Here is a 19,411-nt window from a genome sequence, read left to right on the forward strand (position 1 = left end):
TGTGGGGTGGGGGCCACCTCCCTCACCCCACCAACCGCAACCGCTCCCCGCACACCCCCACCGAGACCCGCTGCCCCCACGTCAGTTCCAGCGCGTCGCTCTCCATGCCGTCGCCGAAGGCGATCAGGCGTTCCGATTCGACCGTCAGGTGGAGGCGGGTGGTGGGGGAGAGGTCGCCAGCGGTCAGGGAGGTGCCGGTGGCCGGGGAGGGCCAGGCCTCGCGGACGAACCAGACCAGGCGCTGTTCCGCCGGGCCGGGCAGCCGCAGTTCCGCGCCGCGCTGCTGCCACACCGAGCGGAGCCAGCCCGTGGCGCCCGTGCCCGTGCCGACCAGCACCCCGGAGGACGCCTGGGCCTCGACGACGGCCCCGTGGTCGTCGAGGCCCAGGCGGTAGCGGGCGGTCTGGTGGCCGGCGGCGCCCAGGTAGATCTCGTTGAGGGCGACGAGACGCTGGGTGTCGTCGGCGACCGCCTCGACCATGGTGAGTTCGTCGGCGGAGGGGGTGGCGGATGTCAGGAGTCTCGCCGCGTCCTGTGGGCGGTGGCGGACCAGGACCCCGGGGTTGCGGCCGGGGTCGCTGTCGATGCCCAGGACCGGCTGTCCCGAGAGGTACTTGGCGACGTTCGCCACCAGTCCGTCCTGGCCGACCACGACCACCACGTCCTCCGGCCCGAACAGGAAACGGTCCAGGTCCGCCCGCTCGACCCGGGTCTGGCGCCAGGTCAGCGGGATCGCCGAGGTGACCTCCGCGAGCGCCTGGCGGGTGCGGCGGTGGCGTTCGGCGAGCTCCTCGATGTCCCGCCCCCGGGAGGAGAGGAAGTAGGCGGCCTGGCCGTGGGTGCCGTGGTGGGCCACCAGCTCCGCGTACTCCGTGGTGCGGTGGACCAGCACGACCCGGGGGGCGAGGCTCATCCCTCGTCCCGGGCGCCGCCCAGCTTGGCCAGCAGGCCGGTCAGCACGTCCGGCGAGACGGTGAGGTTCTCGATGTGCGGCAGGTTCTCCGCGAGCCGCGTCCCGGTGAGGGCGCGCAGCACCGCCACGTCCACCTCCCCGTGCACCCGCAGCCATGCCTCCTGGGCCTGCGCCCGTGCCTCGCCGACGGCCCGCGCGCCCTCGGCCTCCGCGTGGGAGAGCCGCACGGCGCGTGCCGCCTCCGCTTCGCCGAGCTTGACGGTCCGGGTCGCCTCGGCGTCGGCGCGCACCGCGTCCGCCGCCGCCCGCTCCTCCGCCTCGCGGCGGGCGTTGGTGCCGCGCTGCTCGACCAGCTGCTCCTCGCGGCGGGCGAGTTCGATCTGGCTGGCCAGTTCGTTCTCGGCGATCGTCCGCTCCCGCTCGACCGCGACCGCCCGCCGCTCGTACGTCGCCCGGTCCGCCTCCTGCTGGATCTGCTCACGGGCCGGTGTGCGCAGGGCGCGCTCGACCTCCGGCTCGGGGCGCAGCGCGACGACCCGGACGGCCACCACCTCGATGCCCGTCGCGGGCAGCCGCGGTTCCGCCGCGAGTCCGGCCGCGACCCGTTCGCGGACCGCCGCGACCCCGTCCACCAGTGCCGACGACAGCGGCGTACGGGCCAGCACGTCCAGCGCGTGCTGCTGGGCCGTCTCCGTGAGGAGCGTGCCGAGCTGCTCCAGGGGGGTGCCGCGCCAGGCGCCGGTGTCGGGGTCGACGGAGAAGTCCAGGCGGGCCGCGGCGAGCGCGGGGTCGCTGATCCGGTAGGTCACCGTGGCCTGCACGGCCACGTCCTGGAAGTCGGAGGTACGGGCGTGGAAGGTCATCGCCAGCTCCCGGTCGTCGACCGGGACCTCGGAGAGCGCGGCGGTCAGCGCGCGGAACCAGAAGCTCAGCCCGGGTCCGTCGTGCAGCAGCTTGCCGCCGCGGTGGTGCCGGATGTGGGCGGTGGGCGCGCCGCGCAGATGGCGCCAGCCGAGGCGCCGGGTGATGTCGGCCATGACGTTCGGGGACCCCCTCTTTTCGTCCTGGAGACGATAATCGCCCATCGCCCGTTTATCGTCAAGAGGACGAGAAGAAGACGCGGGAGGAACTGGTCAAGGAGCGGGTGGATCCGGTCGTCGGTGGTCAGGATGGAGTCATGGGATTCCATGTCGACTCCGAGGCCGGGCGGCTCAGCCGCGTCATCCTGCACCGGCCGGATCTGGAGCTCAAAAGGCTCACCCCCGGCAACAAGGACGCTCTGCTCTTCGACGACGTGCTCTGGGTGCGCCGGGCGCGCGCCGAGCACGACGGGTTCGCGGACGTGCTGCGTGACCGCGGGGTCACCGTGCACCTGTTCGGCGATCTGCTCAGCGAGGCCCTGGCGATCCCGGCGGCCCGCTCGCTCGTCCTGGACCGGGTCTTCGACGAGAAGGAGTACGGCGTCCTCGCCACCGACCACCTCCGCGCCGCCTTCGAGAACCTCCCCGCGCCCGAACTCGCCGAGGCCCTGGTCGGCGGGATGACCAAGCGCGAGTTCCTCGCCGGGCACGAGGAGCCCGTCTCCGTCCGCTTCCATGTGATGGACCTGGACGACTTCCTGCTCGCCCCGCTGCCCAACCACCTCTTCACCCGGGACACCTCCGCCTGGATCTACGACGGCGTCTCCGTCAACGCGATGCGCTGGCCGGCCCGGCAGCGCGAGACCGTGCACTTCGAGGCGATCTACCGGCACCACCCGCTCTTCCGTGAGGAGCGGTTCCGCGTCTGGAGCGAGGGCCAGGCCGACTACCCCTCCACCATCGAGGGCGGTGACGTCCTCGTCATCGGCAACGGCGCCGTCCTCATCGGCATGAGCGAGCGGACCACCCCGCAGGCCGTCGAGATGCTCGCCCACAAGCTGTTCGCCGCCGGGTCCGCGCAGACGATCGTGGCCCTCGACATGCCCAAGCGGCGGGCCTTCATGCACCTCGACACGGTGATGACGATGGTCGACGGCGACACGTTCACCCAGTACGCCGGGCTCGGCATGCTCCGCTCCTACACCATCGAACCGGGCGTGGGGGAGAAGGAGCTGAAGGTCACCGACCATCCGCCGGAGCACATGCACCGCGCCATCGCCGCCGCCCTCGGCCTCGATGAGATCCGTGTCCTGACCGCCACGCAGGACGTGCACGCCGCCGCGCGCGAGCAGTGGGACGACGGCTGCAACGTGCTCGCCGTGGAGCCCGGTGTCGTCGTCGCCTACGAGCGCAACGCCACCACCAACACCCACCTCCGCAAGCAGGGCATCGAGGTCATCGAGATCCCGGGCAGCGAGCTGGGCCGGGGGCGGGGCGGGCCGCGCTGCATGAGCTGTCCCGTCGAACGGGCGCCCGTATAGTCGTACGGCTGACTGTATATAAATGCTGAGCGTCGTATACACTTCCAGGTGTACGGTCCGACGCCCCTTCTCTCCCGTGTCCCCGTCCGCCGTGTCCCTGTCCCTCGTATCCCTGGAGCGCCCCCATGGCGATCGTCCCCACCGCCCTCGCCGGGCGCCACTTCCTCAAAGAGCTCGACTTCACCGAGGCGGAGTTCCTCGCGCTCGTCGAACTGGCGGCGGAGCTGAAGGCGGCGAAGAAGGCGGGGACGGAGACGCGGTACCTGAGCGGCCGGAACATCGCGCTGATCTTCGAGAAGACCTCGACGCGCACCCGCTGCGCGTTCGAGGTCGCCGCCGCCGACCAGGGCGCCTCCACGACCTATCTCGACCCGGCCGGCTCGCAGATCGGCCACAAGGAGTCCGTCCGCGACACCGCCCGGGTCCTCGGCCGGATGTACGACGGCATCGAGTACCGCGGGGACAGCCAGCGGAAGGTCGAGGAACTGGCCGCGTACGCCGGTGTCCCCGTCTTCAACGGCCTCACCGACGACTGGCACCCCACCCAGATGCTCGCCGACGTGCTCACGATGACCGAGCACACCGGCAAGCCGGTCAAGGAGATCTCCTTCGCCTACCTCGGCGACGCCCGCTTCAACATGGGCAACTCCTACCTGATCACCGGCGCCCTGCTCGGCATGGACGTGAGGATCGTCGCCCCGAAGTCGTACTGGCCCGCCCAGGAGATCGTCGACCGGGCGAACGAACTCGCCGAGGTCAGCGGCGCCCGCGTCACCCTCACCGAGAGCGTCGCCGACGGCGTGCGCGGCGCGGACTGCGTCGTCACCGACGTCTGGGTCTCCATGGGGGAGCCCAAGGAGGTCTGGGCGGAGCGGATCGAGGCCCTGCGGCCGTACGCCGTGACCATGGACGTCCTGCGGGCCACCGGCAACCCGGACGTCAGGTTCCTGCACTGCCTGCCGGCCTTCCACGACCTCGGCACCAAGGTCGGCCAGGAGGTGTACGAGGCCCACGGCCTCGACTCCCTGGAGGTCACCGACGAGGTCTTCGAGTCCCCGCACTCCGTCGTCTTCGACGAGGCGGAGAACCGGCTGCACACCATCAAGGCCGTGCTGGTCGCCACCCTCGCCTGACGGCGGGTCTCACGCCGGGCGCCACTGCGGCGGCACCACCGGCAGCCTGAACCACACCGCCTTGCCCGACTCGGTGGGGCGGTGTCCGCAGGACGAGCTGAGGGCGCGGATCAGCAGCAGTCCGCGTCCGTGCTCCTGCCAGGGGTCGGGTTCCCCGCCGGAGGGGCGGGTCAGATCGCCGGGCGGCTTCGGGTCCGGGTCGTGGACCTCGACCTGGCAGCCGCTGGGCCGCAGCTCCACCACGAGCTCTATGGGCGAGTCCCCCGCGGTGTGCTCCACGGCGTTCGCGACCAGCTCGGCGGTCAGCAGCTCCGCCGTGTCGCTGTCCGCCCCGTGCTCCAGATCGGCCAGCGCGGTGCGGACCAGTGCGCGCGCCACCGGGACGGCCGCGGCGGAGTGCGGCAGCGCGATGCGCCACGAGGCGGAGGCGGGGGGACGTTCTTGCAAGGCGGGTCCGTTCATGAGCAGGCTGTCCTGCTTTCAACCTTATGAATGGTACGGCGCCGGCCGGCAGAGACGTCGGACAGGCACCGTGCGGGACCTTCGGACCCGTCTACCGGGCGGCTTACCCCGGTCAACGCCCCGCCCCGCACCGCTGCTCCCGTCGTTACCGCTCTATCGACGACTCGTGACGGACGAGACGTGTTCAGGTCACCTTCACCGTCTCTTCCCCCGGTCCTATCGCGCACTCCTGACGACAGTCACGAAAGAGTGATAACTTCGAAGGGCAGAGCGCACCTCACCAGGCCAGGGGAGGCCGCACGATCATGAGTCCCTTCACCGGCTCCGCCGCCCGCACCCCCCACTGGGAACACCTCCGCGTCACCGTCGAGGCCGGCCTCGCGACCGTCACCCTCGCCCGCCCCGACAAGCTCAACGCGCTCACCTTCGGCGCCTACGCCGACCTGCGCGACCTGCTCGCCGAACTCTCCCGGGAACGCGCGGTACGCGCCCTCGTCCTGACCGGCGAGGGCCGCGGCTTCTGCTCCGGCGGCGACGTGGACGAGATCATCGGCGCGACCCTCGCCATGGACACCGCCCAGCTCCTCGACTTCAACCGGATGACCGGCCAGGTCGTCCGGGCCGTGCGCGAGTGCCCGTTCCCGGTGATCGCGGCCGTGCACGGTGTCGCCGCGGGCGCCGGCGCGGTCCTCGCCCTCGCGGCGGACTTCCGGGTGGCCGACCCCACCGCGCGGTTCGCGTTCCTGTTCACCCGGGTCGGCCTGTCCGGCGGCGACATGGGCGCCGCCTACCTGCTGCCCCGGATCGTCGGCCTCGGCCACGCGACCCGGCTGCTGATGCTGGGCGAGCCGGTCCGCGCCCCGGAGGCCGAACGCATCGGCCTGATCAGCGAACTCACCGACGAGGGCCATGTCGACGATGCCGCCCTGGCCCTCGCCCGCCGCCTCGCCGACGGCCCCGCCCTGGCCCACGCCCAGACCAAGGCCCTGCTCACCGCCGAACTCGACATGCCGCTCGCGGCCTCCGTGGAACTGGACGCGTCGACCCAGGCACTGCTGATGAACGGGGAGGACTACCGGGAGTTCCACGCCGCGTTCACGGCGAAGCGCCCGCCGAAATGGCAGGGGAGGTGACCATGAAGGTCGCCGTGGTCGGCGGCGGTCCCGGCGGCCTCTACGCCGCGGCCCTGCTGAAACGACTCTCCCCCGACCGCGAGGTCACCGTCTGGGAACGCAACGCCCCCGACGACACCTTCGGCTTCGGCGTCGTCCTCTCCGACGAGACCCTCGGCGGCATCGAACACGCCGATCCGGCCGTCTACCGGGCCCTGCGGGCGGAGTTCGTGCGCTGGGACGACATCGACATCGTCCACCGGGGCGTCCGCCACACCTCCTCCGGCCACGGCTTCGCCGCGCTCGGCCGCCGGCGGCTCCTGGAGATCCTGCACGAGCGCTGCCGCGACCTGGGCGTGGACCTCCGCTTCCGCACCGAGGCCCCCGCCGGACTGGAACGCTCCCACGACCTGGTCGTCGCCGCCGACGGAGTCCACAGCGCCGTCCGTGAGGCCCACCGGGACGTGTTCCGCCCCACGCTCACCCCCCACCGCTGCCGTTACATCTGGCTCGCCGCCGACTTCCCCTTCGACGCCTTCCGCTTCGAGATCGCCGAGACCGAGCACGGCGTGGCCCAACTCCACGGCTACCCCTACGCCCCCGACTCCTCCACCGTGATCGTCGAGATGCGCGAGGAGGTCTGGCGCGCCGCCGGGTACGACGCACTCGACGTACGGGAATCCGTCGTCCGGTGCGCCAAGACCTTCGCGGACGCCCTCGGCGGCAGGCCCCTGCGCGCCGACAGCTCCACCTGGACCACCTTCCGCACGGTCGTCAACGAGCGCTGGTCGCACGGGAACGTGGTGCTGCTCGGCGACGCCGCCCACACCGCCCACTTCTCCATCGGCTCCGGCACCAAACTCGCCGTCGAGGACGCCCTCGCCCTCGCGGCCTGCCTGGAGGAACAGCCGTCCCTGCACAAGGCGTTGACGGCCTACGAGGAGGAACGCAGGCCCGTCGTCGCCTCCACCCAGCGCGCCGCCCTCGCGAGCCTGGAGTGGTTCGAGAACGTGGGCCGCTATCTCGACCAGCCGCCCCGCCGGTTCGCGTTCAACCTGCTCACCCGCAGCCGCCGCGTCACCCACGACAACCTGCGGCTGCGCGACCCCCGCTTCACCGGCGCCGTGGAGGAGGAGTTCGGCTGCCCGCCCGGCACACCCCCGATGTTCACCCCGTTCCGGCTGCGCGGACTGACCCTGCGCAACCGGGTCGTCGTCTCCCCGATGGACATGTACTCCGCCACCGACGGCATGCCGGACGACTTCCACCTCGTCCATCTCGGCGCACGCGCGCTCGGCGGCGCGGGCCTGGTGATGACCGAGATGGTGTGCGTCAGCGAGGACGGCCGCATCACCCCCGGCTGCACCGGCCTCTACAACGGCCCGCAGGCCGAGGCCTGGCGGCGTGTCACCGACTTCGTGCACACCCGCGCCCCCGGCACCGCCATCGGCGTGCAGCTCGGCCACTCCGGCCGCAAGGGCTCGACCCGGCTGATGTGGGAGGGCATGGACGAACCGCTGCCCGACGGCAACTGGCCGCTGGTGGCCGCCTCCCCGCTGCCGTACCGGCCGGAAGGCCAGACCCCGCGTGAACTCACCCCCGCCGAACTGGCCGAGATCCGCGAGGAGTTCACCGCCGCCGCGTGGCGGGCCGCCCGCGCCGGGTTCGACCTCCTCGAACTGCACTGCGCGCACGGCTATCTGCTCTCCGGCTTCCTCTCCCCGCTCACCAACCGGCGCACCGACGGCTACGGCGGCCCGCTCGCGCACCGGCTGCGCTTCCCCCTCGAAGTCTTCGACGCCGTCCGGGGCGTGTGGCCCGACGACCGGCCCATGACCGTCCGCATCTCCGCCACCGACTGGGCCGAGGGCGGCACGTCGGGCGCGGACGCCGTCGAGATCGCCCGCGCCTTCGCCGCGCACGGGGCGGACGCCATCGACGTGTCGACCGGACAGGTCGTGCCCGAGGAGCGACCGGAGTACGGGCGCTCCTACCAGACGCCGTTCGCGGACCGCATCCGCCACGAGACCGGCGTCCCGGTGATCGCCGTCGGGGCGATCTCCTCCTGGGACGACGTCAACTCCCTGATCCTCGCCGGACGCACCGACCTGTGCGCCCTGGCCCGCCCCCACCTCTACGACCCGCACTGGACCCTGCACGCCGCCGCCGAACAGGGCTACGACGGGCCCGGCGTGCTCTGGCCCGCCCCGTACCGCGCGGGCAGCCGCCGCCCGGTGACCGGACGCACGGACGCCCCCAAGCCCCGGCTGACGCTCGGGACTTGAGGGCGCCGCGAAGAGCGGTCGGGGTTACAGCTCGACCATCCCGGCCGTGAGCGTCGACCCGTCCGCCGGGTCGATGAGGATGAACGCCCCGGTGCGGCGCGAGAGCGCGTAGGCGTCGAGGGCGAGCGGCTCGGCGGTGCGCAGGGTGATCCGGCCGAGGTCGTTCGCGCTCAGCCCGTCCGCGCCCGCGAGGTCCTTGACGATCGCCTTCACGGTCCGCGTGGTGTGCCGCAGCAGCACCCGGTCGCCGACCCGCAGCGACCGGTCGGCCAGATGGCAGACGGCGGCCGTGACGTCCCGGGTCAGCGTCGGCTGGTCCGGGCCGGCCGTGAGCATGTCGCCGCGCGAGACGTCCCGCTGGTCGCCCAGGCGCACCCCGATGGACTGCGGCGCGTACGCCGCCTCCGCCTCGACCCCGAGGACGTCGATGCCGGTGATCTCGGAGACCTCGCCGGAGGGATGGACGGTGACCTTGTCGCCGACCCGCAGCGCGCCGGAGACCAACTGGCCCGCGTAGTGGCGTACTTCGCCGTCCCGGATCACGTACTGCACCGGGAACCGGGCGGGCGCGTCCGCGGCCTCGACGCCGACCGGCACGTCCTCCAGGAAGTCGAGCAGCGCCGGACCCTCGTACCAGTCCATGTGCGCGGAGCGGTCGACGACGTTGTCGCCGGCGAGCGCGGAGACCGGGATCGGGGTGAAGGACGGCAGCCCCAGCTCGGCGGCGTGCCCGGCGAAGTCCTCGACGATCCGCTCGAACTCCTTCTGCTCGTAGCCGACGAGGTCCATCTTGTTGACGGCGAGGATCACGTGCGGGACCCGCAGCAGCGCGGCGATGGCCGCGTGCCGGTGGGTCTGCTCGACGACGCCGTTGCGGGCGTCGACGAGGATGATCGTCAGCTCGGCCGTGGACGCGCCGGTGACCATGTTGCGGGTGTACTGCACATGGCCGGGGGTGTCGGCGAGGATGAACCGCCGCTTGGGGGTGGCGAAGTAGCGGTAGGCGACGTCGATGGTGATGCCCTGCTCCCGCTCGGCGCGCAGGCCGTCGGTGAGCAGCGCGAGGTCGGGGGCCTCCTGGCCGCGGTTGCGGGAGGCGGTCTCGACGGCCTCCAGCTGGTCGGCGAGCACCGACTTGGAGTCGTGCAGCAGGCGTCCGACGAGGGTGGACTTGCCGTCGTCGACGGAGCCCGCCGTGGCGAAACGCAACGTGTCGACGGTCAACTTGGCAACGGTCATGGCTAGAAGTACCCCTCGCGCTTGCGGTCTTCCATCGCGGCCTCGGACATCTTGTCGTCGGCGCGGGTGGCGCCCCGCTCGGTGAGCCGGGACGCGGCGATCTCCGCGATCACCTTCTCGATGGTGTCGGCGTCGGAGTCCACCGCGCCGGTGCAGGACATGTCGCCGACGGTGCGGTAGCGCACCTGCCGCTTCTGGACGGTCTCGTCGGTCTTGGGTCCGCCCCATTCGCCGGCGGTGAGCCACATGCCGGAGCGGGAGAAGACCTCGCGTTCGTGGGCGAAGTAGATGTCGGGGAGTTCGATCTTCTCGCGGGCGATGTACTGCCAGACGTCGAGTTCGGTCCAGTTGGAGAGGGGGAAGACGCGGACGTGTTCGCCGGGGGCGTGGCGGCCGTTGTACAGGTTCCACAGTTCGGGGCGCTGGCGGCGGGGGTCCCACTGGGAGAACTCGTCGCGCAGGGAGAAGACGCGTTCCTTGGCGCGGGCCTTCTCCTCGTCGCGTCGTCCCCCGCCGAACACGGCGTCGAACTTCTCCGCCTGGATCTTCTCCGTCAGGGGGAGCGTCTGGAGCGGGTTGCGGGTCCCGTCGGGACGCTCGCGCAGGACACCGCGGTCGATGTAGTCCTGCACGGAGGCGACGTGCAGCCGCAGTCCGTGTTCGGCGACCGTGCGGTCGCGGTACTCCAGCACCTCGGGGAAGTTGTGCCCGGTGTCGACGTGCAGGAGGGAGAAGGGGATCGCGGCGGGCGCGAAGGCCTTGAGCGCGAGGTGCAGCATGACGATGGAGTCCTTGCCGCCGGAGAAGAGGATCACCGGCCGTTCGAACTCGCCCGCCACCTCGCGGAAGATGTGGACCGCCTCGGACTCCAGCGCGTCCAGGTGCGAGAGGGTGAAGTCCCCGGAGGGCTGCGCGGAGCCGAGGTCGAGGGTGCTCACACCAGCCCCCGCTCGGCCAGCAGGGCGTACACCGTGTCGGCGGACTCCTGCGGGGTCTGGTCCTGCGTGCGCAGCACCAGCGCCGGGTCGGCCGGCGGCTCGTAGGGGTCGTCGACGCCGGTCAGCCCGGACAGCCGGCCCGCCGCCTGCTCGGCGTACAGGCCCTTCACATCGCGTTCGGAGCACACCTCGACCGGGGTCGCGACATGCACCTCGATGTACGGCGTCCCGCTCTTGCCGTGGCGCGCCCGGACGGCCTCGCGGCTGTCGGCGTAGGGCGCGATGACGGGGACGACGGACAGGACGCCGTTGCGGGCCAGCACCTCGGAGACCAGCCCGATGCGCTGGACGTTGGTGTTGCGGTCCTCGCGGGAGAAGCCGAGGCCCGCGGAGAGGAACCGGCGTATCTCGTCGCCGTCGAGCACCTCCACCCGGTGTCCCTCGGCCTTCAGCCGCTCGCCCAGATGACGGGCGATGGTGGTCTTGCCCGCACTCGGCAGCCCGGTGAGCCAGACGGTGGCTCCCTGAGCCCTTGCCGTGGTGGTCATGCGCAACAGTCCTCTTTCTTACCCGGCGTACGACGTCGTAGCACCCTAGGTAAGAACTCTGAGAGGACCGCCTAAGAAAGCTGAGGTTTAGCTGAGTGACTCCTGGTGCGCAAGAGGTCACAGGGACCCGTCATGTACTTTTCACACATGGCGGCCGGCTTCACAGTCCGGCGAACTCCGCCCCCGCGTCCCGCAGCCGCCGGTGCAGTCCCCGGAACACCTCCGCCGAGCGGGCGCCCGGCCAGTCCTCGGGCAGGAGCCGGGCCGGCAGACCGGGGTCGGTGTACGGGAGGTGGCGCCAGGAGTCGAGGGCGAGGAGATAGTCCCGGTAGGCCTCCTCGGGCGGGGTGTCCGCACGGCTCTCCCAGGCCTCCAGCACCCGCGCGTGCCGGTCCAGGAACGCCTCGTGCTCCTTGGCGACGGCCGCCAGGTCCCACCAGCGGGCGACGGCCTCGGCGGTCGGCGCGAACCCGAGGTGCTCGCCGCGGAAGAAGTCCACGTACGGGTCCAGGCGCAGCCGCTCCAGGGTGTGCCGGGCCTCCTCGTGCAGACGGGCCGGGGCGAGCCAGACGCCGGGGGCGGCCGTGCCGAAGCCGAGACCGGCCAGCCGGGAGCGGAGCACGTGCCGTTTCTGCCGTTCGGACTCCGGGACCGAGAACACGGCGAGGATCCAGCCCTCGTCCTCGGGCGGCGCGGCGCCGTAGATCCGGCGGTCGCCGTCCTCCAGCAGCTGGCGGGCGTCGGGTGAGGGTTCGTACCCCGCCGCGCCCTGTGCGGTACGGGCCGGAACGAGCAGTCCGCGGCGCTTGAGACGGGACACCGAGGACCGCACGGAGGGGGCGTCCACGCCGACCGCGGCCAGCAGCCGGATCAGCTCGGCCACCGGGAGGGGGCCGGGCACGAAGCGGCCGTAGGCGCCGTAGAGCGTGACGATGAGAGACCGTGGTGCATGCTGCTCGGACACGTTGATCATCTTAGGTCGTCGGTATCACTGCTGGTCACCCCCGGTGCGCAGTCGGAACCGCTGGAGTTTGCCGGTCGCCGTGCGCGGCAGGGCGTCCAGGAAGACGATCTCCCGCGGACACTTGTACGGCGCCAGCTCCGCCTTCAGGAACGTGCGCAGCGCCTCCGCGTCCCGTGCCGAGCCGTCCCTGACCACGGCATATGCCACCACCACTTGGCCGCGCGCCTCGTCCGGCCGCCCCACGACCGCCGCCTCCGTCACCTCCGGGTGGCGCAGCAGCGCGTCCTCGACCTCGGGGCCCGCGATGTTGTACCCGGCGGAGATGATCATGTCGTCCGCTCGGGCGACATAGCGGAAATAGCCGTCCCCCTCACGGATGTATGTGTCACCGGTCATGTTCCAGCCATGGCGGACGTACTCGGCCTGCCGGGGGTCGGAGAGATAGCGGCAGCCGACCGGTCCGCGCACGGCGAGAAGCCCGGGTTCGCCGTCGGGGCGGTCACGGCCCTCGGCGTCGACCACGCGCGCGTGCCACCCGGGAACGGGCCGGCCCGTCGTCCCTGGCCGGATCTCGTCGTCGGCGGCGGAGATGAAGATGTGCAGCAGCTCGGTGGCCCCGATGCCGTTGATGATCCGCAGCCCGGTCCGCTTCTCCCAGGCCGTCCAGGTCGCCGCGGGCAGGTTCTCCCCGGCTGAGACGCAGCGGCGCAGGGACGACAGGTCGTGCGCGTCGGGCTCGGCGAGCATCGCCCGGTAGGCGGTCGGGGCGGTGAACAGGACGCTGACCCGGTGCGCGGCGATCGCGGGCAGCAACTGCCGGGGCCCGGCCTGTTCGAGCAGCAGCGCGCTGGCCCCGGCCCGCATCGGGAAGACGACGAGCCCGCCGAGCCCGAAGGTGAAACCGAGCGGGGGACTGCCCGCGAAGACGTCGTCGGCGCGGGGCCGCAGCACATGGCGGGCGAAGGTGTCCGCGACGGCGAGCACGTCCCGGTGGAAGTGCATGCACCCCTTGGGCCGCCCGGTGGTCCCCGAGGTGAACGCGATCAGCGCCACGTCGTCGGCCGCGGTGTCCACGGCCCGGTACGGCGCGTCGGGGGCCGGACGCCGCAGCAGGTCGTCGGGGGCGTCCCCGCCGTACGTCGTGATCCGCAGCCCCGGTATCGCGGCCCTGGCGAGGTCGTCGACGGAGCGGATGTCGCACAGGGCGTGCCGGACCCGGGCCAGCTCGCACACCACCGCCAGCTCGTGCGGGCGCTGCTGCGCCAGCACCGTGACGGCCACCGCCCCCGCCTTCAGCACCGCCAGCCAGCACGCCACGAGCCACGGCGTGGTCGGCCCCCGCAGCAGCACCCGGTTGCCGGGGACGACCCCGAGCTCCCCGGTGAGCAGATGCGCGAGCCGGTCGACGCGGGCGCGCAGGTCGCCGTACGTCCAGGTCCCGCCTGCGGGGGTGTGGAAGGCCGGGCTGTCGTGGTCCGAGCCGGTCAGCAGCTCCGCGGCGCAGTTGAGCCGGTCGGGGTAGCGCAGCTCCGGCAGCTCGAAGACGAGCTCGGGCCACTGCTCCGGGGGCGGCAGATGGTCGCGCGCGAAGGTGTCGACGTGCGCCGAGACGTTCATGGCGGGTGCCCCCTGCCTTGTGGGCCTGGAATCCGGGCTCGCGCATCGAGCGTATCGTCTTGGTGACGACAGTCAACACTTCGCGATATCGTCGAGAGGTCCAGTGAGGAGAGGGGACCGGCGATGGCCGCATTCTCGCTCGATCCGGTACAGACCGCCTGGTGCGCGGAGCTGCGCCGGCTGGCCGCCGAGCGGCTGCGACCGTTCGCGGAGAAGGGCGAGCCGGGGCGGGTGAACCGGCCGCTGGTCGCCGAGCTGGGCCGGCTCGGGCTGCTGGAGCGGCTGTTCACCTCCGGCGCCCTCGACCTGTGTCTGATGCGGGAGTCCCTGGCCTACGCCTGCACGGAGGCGGAGACCGCCCTCGCCCTCCAGGGGCTGGGTGCCCACCCCGTGCACGCGCACGGCACGACGGCCCAGCGGGAGCGCTGGCTGCCCCGGGTCGGGGAGGGGAGCGCGGTCGCGGCCTTCGCGCTGAGCGAGCCGGGCGCCGGGTCGGACGCGGCGGCCCTCGCCCTGGCCGCCGCACCGGACGGTACCGACCGCTGGCGGCTCACCGGCGAGAAGTGCTGGATCTCCAACGCCCCCGAGGCCGACTTCTACACCGTCTTCGCACGCACCGGCCCGGACGCCGGCGCCCGGGGCGTCACCGCCTTCCTCGTCCCCGCCGACCGCCCCGGCCTCACCGGGACCGCCCTCGACATGCTCTCCCCGCACCCCATCGGCGCCCTCGCCTTCGCCGACGTGCCCGTCACCGCCGACGACGTGCTCGGCGAGATCGGCCGCGGCTTCCGGGTCGCGATGGGCACCCTCACCCTGTTCCGGCCCAGCGTCGGCGCCTTCGCCGTCGGCATGGCCCAGGCCGCGCTCGACGCGACCCTCGCGCACACCGCCCGACGGGACGCCTTCGGCGGCAAGTTGAAGGACCTCCAGTCCGTCGCCCACCGGGTCGCAGACCTGGCCGTGCGCATCGAGGCCGCCCGCCTCATGGTCCACGCGGCGGCGACGGCCCACGACGAGGGCGCCCTCGACGTTCCCCGGCGGGCCGCGATGGCCAAGCTGCTGGCCACCGAGACCGCGCAGCAAGTCGTCGACGCGGCGGTGCAGTTGCACGGGGCGCGGGCGCTGCGGCGCGGGCATCTGCTGGAGCACCTGTACCGGGAGGTGCGCGCCCCGCGGATCTACGAGGGCGCGAGCGAAATCCAACTCGGGATCATCGCCAAGGAGTTGTACGCGAACCTGGAGGGCGAGTGAGCGCCGAGCGCATCAACCCGGCCGGACTGTCCCCGGCGAGGGGCTTCTCCCACGCGGTCGTGGCCACCGGTTCCCGGGTGGTGTTCCTCGCCGGGCAGACCGCCCTGGACGAGGAGGGCAAGGTCGTGGGGGACACGCTGGTCGAGCAGTTCGGGCGGGCGCTCGCCAATCTGCTGAGCGCCCTGCGGGCGGCCGGCGGCACCCCGGCCGATCTGGCCCGCGTCACGGTCTACGCCACGGATGTCGCCGCGTACCGGGTCCACGCGCGCGAACTGGGCTGTGTCTGGCGGGAGTCGGCCGGGCGGGACTATCCGGCGATGGCGGTCGTCGAGGTCGTGCGGCTGTGGGACGAGCGGGCGATGGTGGAGCTGGACGGGTTCGCCGTCCTGCCGTAGCGCGCCGCCGTGAGGGAGCGTCAGGCGGCCATCGCCAGCCGGTGCGGGGCGATCACCCGGCCGTCGGGCAGCAGTTCGCCGGTGTCGTCGAAGACGATCGACCCGTCGCACAGCAGGCTCCAGCCCTGTTCGGGGTGGGCGGCGACGACGTGCGCGGCGGCGGTCTCGGCGGCGGGGCACGAGGACTGGTGGGAACACATGGCGTACCTCCACTCGGGAGGACGATCCGTAGGGCCGGTCCCTGCGTGTGTCGTCCGTATGGGTAGACCATGCGCCGCGCGCGAACTCATCGGAACGGCCGGGCGCCGACCGTGACAACACGCGGACAACACCCGGACCGATCCACGAACTCCGCTGCGGACTCGCCACCGAAGGAGTGACGATCACGCTCCTCGCGGCGCCCGGACGGTACGAGTGGAGGGCAATAATCCACTCCAAAATAGTTCGGATTCGTCAAGTCGCCCGAAACGGCTCGAATCCGCTCGTTCCGGGAGACCCTCCATGTCAGTCCGCCCCGCCCTCGCCGCCGCCACGCTGCTCCTGCTGGCCGCCGCCCCCAGCGCCGTCGCCGCCGCACCCTACGAGACGGTGACCGTCGACCCCGTCGGCACCGTCGCCGAGGACGGCACGGTCACCCTCTCCGGCACCTACCGCTGCCTCGGCAGCACGGGCCCCGTCTTCGTCAGCTCCTCGGTGCGTCAGCGCTCCGCGTCGGTCAGCCACGGCATCGGCGGCACCCGCGCCGTGTGCGACGGCGCCGAGCACCGCTGGCAGAACACCGGCGAGGCCGCGAAGGTCGAGCCGGGCGAGGCCGCCGTGGAGGCCACGCTCATGGAACTCGACCCCTCGGGCGGTCTGCCGCTGCCCCGCTTCCACGCGCGCGAGCGGCAGGACGTCACGCTGAACGAGGCCTGACCTCCAGCCAGGTGGCGAGCGCCCACCGCCAGTGCACCGCGGGCAGCGGCGGCAGATCGGACAGCGATCCGCCGGTCAGCTGCTGGAGCCGGCCCAGCCGGTAGCGGACGGTGTTGGGGTGGGTGAACAGGGCCGAGGCGGTCTGGTCCAGGCGGCGGCCGTGGTCCAGGTAGGTCAGCGCGGTGAGCGCGAGCTGCCGGTGGAAGCCGTCCGCGGGGTCGAGACCGCCCAGCAGCCGGCGGCTCACGTGCGAGCCCAGCAGCGGCTGCTCGGCGAGCGCGATCTCGGCGGCCAGGTCCGTCAGTTCGTACAGACCCTCCCGGCCCTGCCGCCGCCCCAGGTCCAACGCCCTGACGCACAGCCGGTACAGGGCGCGCAGCTCCGCCGGGGGAGCGGCCGGGGCCACCACGACCAGCGCCCCCGGCCCGATCCCGTCCGGTGCGGGCGGCCGGGGGGACAGCCCCGCCAGATGCCCCTCCACGACCGCCGTCGCGGCCCGCAACTCCGGTAGCGCGCACGGGTCCGCGGGGTCGGCGGCCAGACAGTGGTGCAGCCCCTCGGTGTTCGCGCCGAGTCCGGCCCGCGTCAACTCCTCGGCGGACGGCACCGGTCCGCCCAGCAGCAACTGGCCCAGCAGCCGGGTGCGCAGCGCGCCGGTCTCCCGCCGCGGCTCCCCCTCCGCAGCCCGGTACCCGTTGATGACATGCCGCTCGACGGCGTCGCCGTACTCCTTCAGCCGCAGGACGACGGTGAGCAGGACGGCGTCCGAGACCCCCGCCGAGCGGCAGCGGTCCAGGGTGATCTCCACGACCCGGGTGAGCGCCGCCTGCACCCCGCGCACCACCGCCGTCATCGGCACCCCCTGGACGGCGCGGTCGGCGCCGAGCAGCAGGGCGGCGGCGAAGTCCTGGTCGGCGAGGGTGTCCACCCGGTCGAAGGCGCTGAACCAGGCGCCCGCCGCCCGCACCATCGCGGTGACGTGCGAACGGGTCTCCGCCTCGGTGAGCCGGGCCAGTTCGGGGGAGCGGCTGCGGGCCGCCCGGACCAGCTCGCCGCACACGTCCGTGTCGACGGCCATGGTCCGCAGGACGTCGAGCACCGGTTCGGGTCCGTGGACGACGGTCATGGGCCCCCTCCGCGCAACTCCGCCCGGCGCGCACTGTCGCCCGGCCACAACGTCTCCGTGGCCGCGTTGACGTCCGCCGACTACCGCGACTCCCGGGCCTGCTGCTTCTCTTGTGGGCTACCGACGGTAACAGCGCAGGTGTCGCACCGACAGCCCACGAGCCGCACCGCGGCGCCTTCGTACGCCCGCAGCCACGCCGCCCCGCCCGGATCCCTCTCCGCACGCCCGCAGCCGCAGTGCCGCTACCCGGAAGGCCTCACATGGACCACCCCGCCGCTGACCCGGCCTCCTTCACCCGCCGCCGCGCCCTGACCGTCGCCGGAGGCGTCCTCGCCGGGGCCGCGCTCGCCCAGTCGGCGTTCCCCGCGTTCGCCGCCGAGTCGCAGGACGCCGACGCGATCGTCGTCGGACACGGCCTCGCCGGGCTCGTCGCCACCGCCGAACTCGTCGCCGCCGGACGCAAGGTGCTGCTCCTGGACCAGGAGCCGGAGGCGAGCCTCGGCGGGCAGGCGTACTGGTCGTTCGGGGGGCTGTTCTTCGTCGACTCCGTCGAGCAGGGCCTGATGGGCGTCAACGACTCGCGGGAACTGGCCTGGCAGGACTGGCAGGGCTCGGCCGGCTTCGACCGGGGCGTCGCCGACCCCACCGGCCAGGACCACTGGGCCTACAAGTGGGCCGAGGCGTATGTGGACTTCGCGAGCGGCGAGAAGCGCTCCTGGCTCGCGGGGCTCGGCATGCAGTGGTTTCCGATCGTCGGCTGGGCCGAGCGCGGCGGCGGCCTCGCCGACGGGCACGGCAACTCCGTCCCCCGCTTCCACGTCACCTGGGGCACCGGGCCCGCCGTGGTGGAACCCTTCGAGAAGAAGGTGCGGGCGGGTGTGTCCGCCGGGAAGGTCACCTTCAGGTTCCGGCACCGCGTCGACGGGCTCGTCACCACCGCCGGCGCCGTCACCGGCGTACGCGGCGCGATCCTGGAGCCCAGCTCCGTCGCCCGCGGAAAGCCCAGCTCCCGTACCGTCGTGGGGGAGTTCGAGCTGCGTGCCCCGGTCGTGGTCGTCACCTCCGGCGGCATCGGCGCCAACCACGACCTCGTCCGCAAGAACTGGCCCGCCCGGCTCGGCACACCCCCCAAGAAGATGATCACCGGGGTACCCGCGCACGTCGACGGCCGGATGCTCGGCATCACCGAGGCGGCGGGCGGCCGGATCGTCAACCCCGACCGCATGTGGCACTACACCGAGGGCCTCCAGAACTACGACCCCATCTGGCCCGACCACGGCATCCGCATCCTGCCCGGCCCGTCCTCCCTGTGGTTCGACGCCACCGGCAAACGGTTCAACTCCCCCGACATCCCGGGCTACGACACCCTGCACACCCTCAAGTCCATCCGCGACACCGGCTACGACTACTCCTGGTTCGTCACCACCAACAAGATCATCGCCAAGGAGTTCGCGCTCTCGGGCTCCGAGCAGAACCCGGACCTCACCGAGAAGAACATCTGGATGCTGCTCTCCCGGATCTGGCAGACCCCGGAACCCATCGAGCGGTTCAAGGCCAAGGGCGCCGACTTCGTCGTCGCCGACACGCTCGCCCAACTCGTCGCCGGGATGAACAAGCTGACCGGCGACGGCCTCATCGACCTCGCCGACCTCAAGCGGCAGATCGAGGCACGCGACCGCGAGACCGACAACCCGTACACCAAGGACGTCCAGGTCATGGGCATCCGCAACGCCCTCAACTACACCGGGGACACGCTCAGCCGGACCGCCTCCCTGCACAAGATCCTCGACCCGAGTGCCGGTCCGCTGATCGCCGTACGCCTCAACATCCTCACCCGCAAGACGCTCGGCGGCCTCCAGACCGACCTCTCCGGCCGTGTCCTGAACGCGTCCGGTACCCCCATACCGGGCCTGTACGCGGCCGGGGAGGTCGCCGGGTTCGGCGGCGGCGGGGTCCACGGATACCGCTCCCTGGAGGGCACGTTCCTCGGCGGCTGCCTCTTCTCCGGCCGTCAGGCCGGACGGGCGGCAGCAGCGGCGACCGCGACCTGAACCGGCGTCGCGGCACGACGGAGGGGCGCCCCCGTTCCCTGGCGGGGGCGCCCCTCCTTCC

The 19,411-nt window shown here is 72.5% G+C and carries 18 protein-coding genes; 8 read left to right on the forward strand and 10 right to left on the reverse strand.

The genetic code is table 11. The features are described from left to right. Nucleotides 1–22 precede the first annotated feature (22 nt). Nucleotides 23–913, reverse strand: a complete 891-nt coding sequence (locus tag ACIPSE_RS20385; protein ID WP_401664479.1) for a hypothetical protein — start codon at nt 911–913, stop codon at nt 23–25. Then, the gene (locus tag ACIPSE_RS20390) at nt 910–1,950 is read right to left on the reverse strand and encodes an SPFH domain-containing protein (RefSeq protein ID WP_401664480.1); all 1,041 of its coding nucleotides are present in this window, start codon (nt 1,948–1,950) and stop codon (nt 910–912) included. Before ACIPSE_RS20390 ends, ACIPSE_RS20385 begins: the two co-directional genes overlap by 4 nt. A gap of 140 nt (nt 1,951–2,090) precedes the next feature. Here ACIPSE_RS20390 and ACIPSE_RS20395 point away from each other — a divergent pair, with 140 nt between their 5' ends. Then, nucleotides 2,091–3,314 carry an arginine deiminase gene (locus tag ACIPSE_RS20395; protein WP_401664481.1) on the forward strand — a complete coding sequence of 408 codons (1,224 nt, stop codon included), beginning with the start codon at nt 2,091–2,093 and terminating at the stop codon, nt 3,312–3,314. Nucleotides 3,315–3,439: 125 nt separating this feature from the next. Next, on the forward strand, nt 3,440–4,447 hold the full coding sequence (gene argF / locus ACIPSE_RS20400; RefSeq protein WP_401664482.1) for an ornithine carbamoyltransferase: 1,008 nt from the start codon (nt 3,440–3,442) through the stop codon (nt 4,445–4,447). A gap of 9 nt (nt 4,448–4,456) precedes the next feature. Here the strand turns inward: argF and ACIPSE_RS20405 are convergent, their stop codons facing one another. Then, on the reverse strand, nt 4,457–4,909 hold the full coding sequence (locus ACIPSE_RS20405; protein ID WP_401664483.1) for an ATP-binding protein: 453 nt from the start codon (nt 4,907–4,909) through the stop codon (nt 4,457–4,459). A gap of 305 nt (nt 4,910–5,214) precedes the next feature. On the opposite strand from ACIPSE_RS20405, the gene ACIPSE_RS20410 reads away from it, so the two are divergent. Then, nucleotides 5,215–6,042: an enoyl-CoA hydratase family protein gene (locus tag ACIPSE_RS20410; RefSeq protein WP_401664484.1), complete on the forward strand. Its 828-nt coding sequence runs from the start codon at nt 5,215–5,217 to the stop codon at nt 6,040–6,042. A 2-nt stretch (nt 6,043–6,044) separates the two neighbouring features. After that, a complete protein-coding gene (locus tag ACIPSE_RS20415) occupies nt 6,045–8,306 on the forward strand; it encodes a bifunctional salicylyl-CoA 5-hydroxylase/oxidoreductase (protein WP_401664485.1) in 2,262 nt (753 codons plus the stop codon). A 24-nt stretch (nt 8,307–8,330) separates the two neighbouring features. Here the strand turns inward: ACIPSE_RS20415 and ACIPSE_RS20420 are convergent, their stop codons facing one another. The 5 genes from ACIPSE_RS20420 to ACIPSE_RS20440 form a co-directional block, all read right to left on the reverse strand. Continuing rightward, nucleotides 8,331–9,545, reverse strand: coding sequence for a sulfate adenylyltransferase subunit 1 (locus ACIPSE_RS20420; protein ID WP_401664486.1), 1,215 nt, complete (start codon nt 9,543–9,545; stop codon nt 8,331–8,333). A gap of 2 nt (nt 9,546–9,547) precedes the next feature. After that, nucleotides 9,548–10,483: a sulfate adenylyltransferase subunit CysD gene (gene cysD, locus ACIPSE_RS20425; RefSeq protein ID WP_401664487.1), complete on the reverse strand. Its 936-nt coding sequence runs from the start codon at nt 10,481–10,483 to the stop codon at nt 9,548–9,550. After that, on the reverse strand, nt 10,480–11,031 hold the full coding sequence (gene cysC / locus ACIPSE_RS20430; protein WP_401664488.1) for an adenylyl-sulfate kinase: 552 nt from the start codon (nt 11,029–11,031) through the stop codon (nt 10,480–10,482). Before cysC ends, cysD begins: the two co-directional genes overlap by 4 nt. A 160-nt stretch (nt 11,032–11,191) precedes the next feature. Continuing rightward, nucleotides 11,192–12,004: a PaaX family transcriptional regulator C-terminal domain-containing protein gene (locus ACIPSE_RS20435; protein ID WP_401664489.1), complete on the reverse strand. Its 813-nt coding sequence runs from the start codon at nt 12,002–12,004 to the stop codon at nt 11,192–11,194. 15 nt (nt 12,005–12,019) lie between these two features. Continuing rightward, nucleotides 12,020–13,612 carry an AMP-binding protein gene (locus ACIPSE_RS20440; protein ID WP_401664490.1) on the reverse strand — a complete coding sequence of 531 codons (1,593 nt, stop codon included), beginning with the start codon at nt 13,610–13,612 and terminating at the stop codon, nt 12,020–12,022. Nucleotides 13,613–13,735: 123 nt separating this feature from the next. Between ACIPSE_RS20440 and ACIPSE_RS20445 the strand changes: the two genes are divergently transcribed. Together ACIPSE_RS20445 and ACIPSE_RS20450 are read left to right on the forward strand one after the other, a co-directional pair. Next, nucleotides 13,736–14,863, forward strand: a complete 1,128-nt coding sequence (locus ACIPSE_RS20445; RefSeq protein WP_401664491.1) for an acyl-CoA dehydrogenase family protein — start codon at nt 13,736–13,738, stop codon at nt 14,861–14,863. Further along, nucleotides 14,860–15,258, forward strand: a complete 399-nt coding sequence (locus ACIPSE_RS20450) for a RidA family protein (protein WP_401664492.1) — start codon at nt 14,860–14,862, stop codon at nt 15,256–15,258. Before ACIPSE_RS20445 ends, ACIPSE_RS20450 begins: the two co-directional genes overlap by 4 nt. 20 nt (nt 15,259–15,278) lie before the next feature. Here the strand turns inward: ACIPSE_RS20450 and ACIPSE_RS20455 are convergent, their stop codons facing one another. Next, nucleotides 15,279–15,458 carry a DUF5999 family protein gene (locus ACIPSE_RS20455; protein ID WP_401664493.1) on the reverse strand — a complete coding sequence of 60 codons (180 nt, stop codon included), beginning with the start codon at nt 15,456–15,458 and terminating at the stop codon, nt 15,279–15,281. A 301-nt stretch (nt 15,459–15,759) separates the two neighbouring features. Between ACIPSE_RS20455 and ACIPSE_RS20460 the strand changes: the two genes are divergently transcribed. Next, nucleotides 15,760–16,173 (forward strand): DUF6299 family protein, encoded by a 414-nt coding sequence (locus ACIPSE_RS20460; RefSeq protein ID WP_401664494.1) that lies wholly within the window; start codon nt 15,760–15,762, stop codon nt 16,171–16,173. Here the strand turns inward: ACIPSE_RS20460 and ACIPSE_RS20465 are convergent. Beyond that, a complete protein-coding gene (locus tag ACIPSE_RS20465) occupies nt 16,154–17,299 on the reverse strand; it encodes a PucR family transcriptional regulator (protein WP_401664495.1) in 1,146 nt (381 codons plus the stop codon). The genes ACIPSE_RS20460 and ACIPSE_RS20465 overlap by 20 nt on opposite strands. Nucleotides 17,300–17,559: 260 nt before the next feature. Here ACIPSE_RS20465 and ACIPSE_RS20470 point away from each other — a divergent pair, with 260 nt between their 5' ends. Then, complete coding sequence (locus ACIPSE_RS20470) at nt 17,560–19,350, forward strand: FAD-binding dehydrogenase (protein WP_401664496.1); 1,791 nt, start codon at nt 17,560–17,562, stop codon at nt 19,348–19,350. Nucleotides 19,351–19,411: the final 61 nt, after the last annotated feature.

It is taken from the genome of Streptomyces sp. NPDC090106 (assembly GCF_044747265.1).
Taxonomy (GTDB): domain Bacteria; phylum Actinomycetota; class Actinomycetes; order Streptomycetales; family Streptomycetaceae; genus Streptomyces.